The sequence below is a fragment of the Cupriavidus oxalaticus genome, assembly GCF_038900635.1.
In the GTDB taxonomy this organism is placed as follows: domain Bacteria; phylum Pseudomonadota; class Gammaproteobacteria; order Burkholderiales; family Burkholderiaceae; genus Cupriavidus; species Cupriavidus oxalaticus_B.
On sequence record NZ_JAYMRX010000073.1, the window covers coordinates 1 to 799 of the forward strand.

Below are 799 nucleotides of genomic sequence, written 5' to 3' on the forward strand. Positions count from 1 at the left end.
GGCTATGTTGATGATTCCAGCCATAAATGCCGGTTTGATTAAAAACGAGCATTTTTTTCTGATTAGTCTATAATCAGCGCCCGATGCAAAATTGCGCATGTTTTACCAGGGTGGCCGCAGGTTTCAATTTGCTGTGGTGCTTTACAAAGCAGCATCCGTTGAAGTAAAATTCCGCACCATTTTGAAATTGCTGGCGCTTGGCCAGCAGCAAACCGAATTTTATTGAGGTGAGAGGCACATGCCTGTAATTAAAGTACGTGAAAACGAGCCATTTGACGTTGCTCTGCGTCGTTTCAAACGCTCTTGCGAGAAAGCAGGCGTTTTAGCTGAAGTTCGTCGTCGTGAGTTCTATGAAAAACCGACTACCGAACGTAAGCGCGCTAAAGCTTCTGCTGTGAAACGTCACGCGAAGAAACTGGCTCGCGAAAACGCACGCCGCACTCGTCTGTATTAATTCTTCGGGGGTAACCCCGCCGCGTGAATTTCTGATTTTAAAAATCGCGCAGACTGAGTAGTTGCATACGAAGGCCGTGCTTTCCGAAAGGAATGCGCGGCTTGTTCTCGTTTATAGGCTAGTAAAGTAAGGGCTTATGGCTGGACGAATTCCGCGCGTATTTATCAATGACTTGCTGGCTCGCACCGACATCGTCGATCTGATCGACGCACGTGTAAAGCTCAAAAAGCAGGGCAAGAACTATCACGCGTGTTGTCCGTTCCACCACGAAAAAACGCCTTCATTTACTGTTAATGGCGAAAAGCAGTTTTACCACTGTTTTGGTTGTGGTGCGCACGGTAATGC

At 47.3% G+C, this 799-nt stretch carries 3 protein-coding genes; all 3 read left to right on the forward strand.

Annotated features, from left to right (window positions below; translation table 11 throughout):
- Window positions 1-97 precede the first annotated feature (97 nt).
- Complete coding sequence (locus VSR71_RS34985) at window positions 98-226, forward strand: hypothetical protein (protein WP_020828724.1); 129 nt, start codon at window positions 98-100, stop codon at window positions 224-226.
- A 12-nt stretch (window positions 227-238) separates the two neighbouring features.
- Complete coding sequence (gene rpsU, locus VSR71_RS34990; protein ID WP_001144069.1) at window positions 239-454, forward strand: 30S ribosomal protein S21; 216 nt, start codon at window positions 239-241, stop codon at window positions 452-454.
- A 136-nt stretch (window positions 455-590) separates the two neighbouring features.
- The coding region (locus VSR71_RS34995; RefSeq protein WP_342917905.1) for a CHC2 zinc finger domain-containing protein at window positions 591-799 on the forward strand (209 nt) is incomplete at its 3' end.